The sequence below is a fragment of the Nocardia cyriacigeorgica genome (genome assembly GCF_010868145.1).
Taxonomy (GTDB): Bacteria; Actinomycetota; Actinomycetes; order Mycobacteriales; family Mycobacteriaceae; genus Nocardia; species Nocardia cyriacigeorgica_D.
Genome location: NZ_JAAGUY010000078.1, coordinates 1 through 292 on the forward strand (window position 1 = coordinate 1; position 292 = coordinate 292).

1 protein-coding gene is annotated in these 292 nt (G+C 69.2%); it reads right to left on the minus strand.

The genetic code is table 11. From position 1 onward, the window contains the following. The coding region (locus GV792_RS28820; protein ID WP_163828143.1) for a phosphopantetheine-binding protein at positions 1 to 292 on the minus strand (292 nt) is incomplete at both ends.

Consider the following 292-nt stretch of genomic DNA (forward strand, 5'->3'; position numbering starts at 1 on the left):
GCATCGAACACCGCGCGCACCGGAACCCGCGTGCCCGACGCCTTGCTGAGGCGCGAGGCGAGCTGGGTGGCGATGAGCGAATTGCCGCCGAGTCCGAAGAAGTTGTCACCCGCACCGACCTGCTGCACGCCGAGCAACGCGGTGAAGACCTCGGCCACAAGGGTTTCCGCAGGACCTGTCGGCGCGACGAACTCCACGGGCGCCACAGCCGGGGCAGGCAGCGCCTTGCGGTCCAGCTTGCCGGAGGCATTCACGGGCAGCGTGTCGAGCACGACGAAGCCGCTCGGGATCA